This is a genomic window from Marinagarivorans sp. (genome assembly GCF_982758155.1).
In genome coordinates this window covers 1-6094 of sequence record NZ_CEXWTU010000267.1, presented here as the reverse complement: position 1 = coordinate 6094, position 6094 = coordinate 1, and the positions used below count along the sequence as shown (strand labels likewise).

5 protein-coding genes and 1 pseudogene are annotated in these 6094 nt (G+C 41.4%); all 6 read left to right on the top strand.

What is annotated here, in order from left to right; genetic code table 11:
• Positions 1 to 1125 (top strand): family 43 glycosylhydrolase (locus tag AC3A8L_RS19050; RefSeq protein ID WP_487963860.1); only part of this gene is annotated, 1125 nt, incomplete at its 5' end.
• Between the two features lie 585 nt (positions 1126 to 1710).
• A complete protein-coding gene (locus tag AC3A8L_RS19045) occupies positions 1711 to 2055 on the top strand; it encodes a hypothetical protein (RefSeq protein WP_487963859.1) in 345 nt (114 codons plus the stop codon).
• 121 nt (positions 2056 to 2176) lie between these two features.
• The gene (locus AC3A8L_RS19040; RefSeq protein WP_487963858.1) at positions 2177 to 2566 is read left to right on the top strand and encodes a hypothetical protein; all 390 of its coding nucleotides are present in this window, start codon (positions 2177 to 2179) and stop codon (positions 2564 to 2566) included.
• 133 nt (positions 2567 to 2699) lie between these two features.
• Positions 2700 to 3800: a hypothetical protein gene (locus tag AC3A8L_RS19035; RefSeq protein ID WP_487963857.1), complete on the top strand. Its 1101-nt coding sequence runs from the start codon at positions 2700 to 2702 to the stop codon at positions 3798 to 3800.
• A 67-nt stretch (positions 3801 to 3867) separates the two neighbouring features.
• Positions 3868 to 5736 carry a P-loop NTPase fold protein gene (locus AC3A8L_RS19030; RefSeq protein WP_487963856.1) on the top strand — a complete coding sequence of 623 codons (1869 nt, stop codon included), beginning with the start codon at positions 3868 to 3870 and terminating at the stop codon, positions 5734 to 5736.
• A 165-nt stretch (positions 5737 to 5901) separates the two neighbouring features.
• Positions 5902 to 6094: pseudogene (locus AC3A8L_RS19025) on the top strand (transposase); the annotation flags it as partial.

Genomic DNA, 6094 nt, shown 5'->3' with positions numbered 1-6094 from the left:
TACACCATGAATGACTGGCGGCTCTACTCCACCACGGACATGGTGAACTGGACCGATCACGGCTCCCCGGCCAGCATCAACACGTTCCGTTGGGGCAACGACAGCGCCTGGGCAGCGCAGGCCGCCGAAAGAAACGGAAAGTATTACCTGTATGTACCGCTGAACAACAACTCCGGTTCCAGAATTGGTGTTGCGGTGGCCGACAACCCCGTCGGCCCGTTTACAGACCCACTAGGCACGCATCTGGCGCAGGGGCCAACGAGCAACATCGACCCGACCGTGTTCATCGACGATGACGGACAGGCCTACATGTATTGGGGCAACGGCACGCTGCAATACGTGAAGCTGAACGAGGACATGATCAGCTACTCGGGCGGCATCCAGACCACTACTGTGCCCGATTTTGCCGAGGGGCCATGGCTCTACAAGCGAGACTCGATCTACTACATGGTCTACGCCGCCCACACCGGCGGAAGCGAGAAGATTAGTTACGCCACCAGCAACAGTCCAACGGGGCCGTGGACTTACAAAGGTGACATCATGGATGCGGGCAGGACATACACCAACCACCCCGGCATGGTCGAATACAAGGGGCGCTCCTACTTTTTCTATCACGACAGTTCGCTACCCGGTGGCAATAATTACAAGCGTTCTGTGCGCGTGCAGGAGTTCAACTACGGCAACGACGGCAGCATCCCAAAACTGGAGATGAACGGCGAAGGCCCCGAAGGTATTACCCGGTTGAACCCATTCTCGCGAGTCGAGGCGGAGACTATCGCCTTCGCTTCCGGCATCAAGACAGAAAATTGCAACGACACCGGCGGTGGTCAGAACGTCACGCGCATTAGCGCTGGCGACTACATCAAGGTTAAGAACGTTAATTTCGCGAGCGGCGTGACGTCCTTCGATGCACGAGTTTCTTCTTCAACCGGTAACGCGAAAATCGAGCTCCGCTTGGGAAGCAGAACCGGCACCTTGCTGGGTACGTGTGATGTCTCGGGGAAATCTCCCTGGACCACGATGACGTGCCCAGTCAGCGGGGGAGGCGGTACCCACGACCTGTTCTTGGTGTTCTCCGGTAGCGGCGATGATCTGTTTAAATTCAACTGGTGGAAGTTTGAGTAAAGGGTGGGGAGATATAATCGTTGAGGTGTGGCTGGCGGAATTAAACCGGTCACTGCTTTGGAGCGGTGACCGGACTCGGCGATATGCTTAATTCCAATACCGGCGAGCTGCACGCTTAGCAATAAGAAGACTCCTAGGCTCTAAAACTGCGCTGCAGCATTCAGTAAATACCCAACAGCAACATTTCGTCGATTAATATTAAAAAGTGTTTTGGCTGTATAGCGCGACGGTATCGGCATACACCTCTGGGGCACGCTGTGAATACTCCCTGTAAGCTCTGCACAAACGTCCTGTTTGTGACGGCCCCAAAGGTGCATACCGACACCTGTTTCTGAGCGCTACTCATTACTGCATATTGGGATGCCGAAAATTCCGACGAACTGCCATTAGGCTCGGGTCCAAAGACGGAATGGTTGAAGGTGGTGCTGATAGTGCTTAGATGTGGATATTGGCTTGATACTGGAAGATGCCTATATTAAGTAATTTAGGTATAGTTGCAGCCAGTTTGGTCTATATGTAGGTATATTCCTATATGTGACCATGAGGGTGAATCAGATGTTATATAGTGTCAATTAAGGAGTACCTATGGATGATGAAGTTCAAGTTAATGTTATAGGAATGCTAATCGAGACCGTGATTGTTAGCGCGTTAGATGTAGTAGTAATGGGGTTTTATGTCTATTTGGCTATACTTTTTAAATTAGTGGCAAAGGCGAGTGATGATAGCGATTACGAACTTGTGTCAAATAGCTTTTGGCTAATTTTTATAGCGCAATTTATTCCATTTCTATACTACCTAGTTAAGGCATTTTTATTAACGGGCGATCGTTTTAATTTATATTTTGCCGATATACCATATTACATTTGTATATTTTTGGCCGTTAACTTATTCGTGAAATTCGCTAAGCGTAGAATTCATAAAAGTGTATAACCAAGCCGTCATGCTGACAGCTTTTTCGTCGTTTTTTTTGCGACGAAAAAGACTGCCACAACAATAATCAACTACAAGGCTGCGGCATGATAGTGTCGTTAAATTTCAGTAGGAGCTAATTTTGGATGCATCTTTATATACTCTAATTGGCGCATTGGGTGGGGTATTAGTTACGCAATTTGCTAACTTCCTCTTAGAGAAAAAGCGAGGTGCCAATCAGGTTTTGCTCAAAAGACTGGAGCTAAAAGAACAACAGAGGCAGGAGTTGCATAGAGAAAGGCGAGTTGCATACGCAAAATACTTAGAAGAATTTGATCGCTATGTAAATGATCCTATTAAGGGGCCAGAGTCGGTACTAACATCTTACTATTCGGCACTTATTCTAGCGTCAGATGAAACGTCAACCGTATTGATTGCTTCGTTAAACTTTATACTTGATGGTGAATCAGAAGAAATAATGCAGAGCAAAAAGCAACTATTTAAAGCAATGCAGAAAGACATAAAAATTTAACAAGCGTGCCAGTGGACAGTTTGTTTCGCGGCTTTGTTGTGTTGACCGCTACGCTAGCACAAAACGCCACTCCACAAACTGCCGCGGCACTTGACGTTAGAGTTCAATTAGTATGGAAGCAGCGGAGATAATTATGAATGCGATAACCGATCCTAAAGTTATAGCGACTTTATTCGCTGTTTCTGCACTATTACTAGCGGTACCTCTTATCATTCGAGGGGGTGCTCAATTTGCAACTCAGTTACTTGGTTCTATTTTGGTCGTTGCTATCTGTTTTTCAGCTCATAATGCAGTTGTTTACACTATATCTGTTTTTGTAATCGCCACACTTGTAACAGAACTCCATTTTCTAGAGAAAATTGCTGCACTGATATGGAATAGGAAAGAGTACTGGGACTACCTTTCCGACAGCGCCACAAAGGACGAGGTAAAAGATAAAGCTGAATCAGAGGTCGCAGCTGAAATACTCAAGGAAAGCACAGATGAACCTGATGATGTAGAGCAAGTTGAGGATGTCGATAATCAGCCTGAGGGTATTTTAGAAACCGAGCCCGAAAAAGCTAATTTCTCTAAAAATGAGATGGTATTAAATGCCCTACAGCTAGAGAGAAGTGTATTCGAAAGCCTTAGGAGTCAAATTCCCTTCTCATATGATAGTGTGAAGAATGAAGTTCGAATTACCTCCGGTGCCAGAAAGTATTTGATTGATATTGTAATAGAAACAAAGAATGTCCATTACCTAATAGAAGTCAAAAAATATAGAAGGGCATCATCTCTTATAGGCGTTGCGCGCCAACTGGATGACTACGCAGAAACATACAAAGGTTATTTGAGAGAGCGAAGGATTAATGCAGTCGTTCAGCCTCTAATCGTAGTTCCCGATAGCTTAAATTCCCAGAAAAGTATACGAGGAGTTCCAATTGTCTCTTTTAATGAAAGTACAAAAGAGTTTTCAAATTTAAAACGAGAGTATGCTTCATACGAAATTGAGCCAAAGGGAAATTTATCTTCTCAGTCATTGCGATCTCTGTTGATTCAATTCTTAAAGAGTTATTCAAAATGGGCCTTTTCACCATTAAGAATACAAAAATGGGGGAGCAAGCAAGTTGGCTACGAAAAGCTTGCAATGTTTAGTATTAACCACATTCGGCGTGAGCTTGAGGTTCTCCTCGCAGAAAAAATTCTCGTTGAATTAACTAGTAAGAAAGGTAATAAGCTATTCAGAATTAATTGAGGAGTGCCTGTCCTCAATTATTGCGGAAAAAACCGCACGTCCGGATCTGTATGGGGGGCTTGCGTGAGTGAAGTTCCTACCATTACTGAGCCTTTCAAAGTATTCATCTAACTATGCTGTAGGAATTATGGAAGTAAACAAACACACGACAGAAAATCTTGATTACTACTTAAGACTATCTTCTCCCGAGTATGCTTTTCTTTTATGTGGTGACTGGGGAGTTGGCAAAACACACTACATAGATAAATACATTGAAAAACAAGATAGTGAAAACCTCCAATTGGTAAAGATTAGTCTTTTTGGTCTGAAAAATGTTTCTGATGTCAATTCGTGCATATTCCAAGCATTACACCCTGTCTTAGGGTCAAAGTATACGAGATTGGTGGGGAATATATTAAAAGGAGCAATTAGTATGGGGGTGAAGCTTGATCTTGACTCTGACGGCACCTCTGAATCAACATTAAATACAACGTTAGATAAACTAAGCTTCTCTGAGTTTTTGACCGATAAAAAAAATAAGCAAATAGTTCTTGTTTTTGATGATCTGGAGAGAACACAAATATCTACAGTAGAAATATTAGGTTTTATAAATGGCTTAGTTGAAAATTCAAAAACTAAGGTGATTCTAATCTCGAATGAAAAAACTATTGTCGATGGCGATGATGGAGAGATATATAAAAGCTTTAAAGAAAAAGTTATAGGTAAAACATTTGAAATAAAGCATGATTTTGATTCTGTATTAGCTGAATTCCTAAAAGGATATAGTCTGATAGGTCATGAGCAAGTATTAAAAGACGTTTATAATAGATCGAAATTGAAAAACCTGAGGAAGTTCAAGCAATCTATCAACGATTTTGAATACCTAATAAATAAGCTCGATAAAGAATATAAGGATAATAATCAATTTTTTCAGGATTTAGTGAGGTGCTTTTTTGCTCTTAGTATTGAAGTTAAAAAAGGTGATTTACCTGAAGAAGACCTTAGAAATGATTTGCCTTTTATGAAAGGTACTGGTGATGACGAAATTCACATAAAGTACTTTAGTGAACAATCTCGACTCTATAGTGGTGAGATTTGGGCAAAAATTTTATTCAAAGGTGATCTAGATAATATAAACCAAGAGACAGCAAGACTCGCTTTGTTTGCTAACTCAAAAATAGAAACTCCCGACTGGATAAAATTATGGAATTTCAGGGAGTTAGGAAATATTGAGTTTTTACGCCTTATTTCTAGTTTAGAATATGAATTGAATTCATTAGACGAAAACGACTTGAGGATTTACCTTCATAAAGTAGCTCTTATTATCTATTTTAGTAAAAATAACTTTACTGAGTTAACTATCTCCCAAGTTAAGAGGCTTGTAAGTAAATATATCAGTAAATACGAAGATGGTGAGAGTTGGAGAAGTGTAAATCTATTAAGTAACAGAAGATACGATGGGACGGGTTATGGATATATATGCGAAGACGACGAAGACTTTATTGAATTAAAAAAATTAATTGTTAATTCTAATGCTAAGGCATTTGAGCTTGGTGAAAGTAAGAGAAAGAAGGAAGAAGTTGAATTGATATTAAGCTCCTTAAAAACCTCTGATTTTGAACTGGTTGCTAAAATAGTTATAGAAAAATATCGATGTCAGCCAATATTTCATCGTGTAGATCCCGAATCTTTTGTTAATAGTTTGTTGAACGCACATAATTCATCAATAGCTAAGGTTACAGAAGTTCTTCATACACGTTATGATGAAAACTCCTTCTACAACGGAATACCAGTCTGTGAATGCTTAAAAATAGAACATGACTACTGGGTTGCTGTTGAAAAAGAAATAACAGCTAAGCTCCTTGATGTTGAAGGGCTGCAAGCACATTTAATGGAACTGTTTTCAAAAGGCACAATAAGAAATGTTATTTCGTTGTTGTCTAAGTATATAGTTTAAATGGTAAGCGCCAATAAACCCACGTACAAACAATCTGGGACATCCATAACACTGACGAACGGTCTCGCACGTACAAACAATCTGGGACATCCATAACACTGACGAACGGTCTCGCATTTAAAGGGAGCTTTGCTATACCTAAATAAGAGCTGTTTACCGGAGTGAATGATGACAAAGCCCAGAAAGTTAATCATGTCGCTAGATCAAACCCCTTGGCACCACTGTTATTGCCGGGCAGTCCGCCGAGGATGGCTATTTGGCGAAGATAAGTTAACCGGTAAGGATTACTCGCATCGTAAGGAATGGGTAACGGATAAATTAGCTGAGCTAGCCGATATTTTTGCGATTGATGTGGCGG

Coding starts and splice junctions, on each gene's coding strand:
- AC3A8L_RS19045 (WP_487963859.1), top strand. CDS start 1,711: ATGGATGATGAAGTTCAAGTTAATGTTATAGGAATGCTAATCGAGACC.
- AC3A8L_RS19035 (WP_487963857.1), top strand. CDS start 2,700: ATGAATGCGATAACCGATCCTAAAGTTATAGCGACTTTATTCGCTGTT.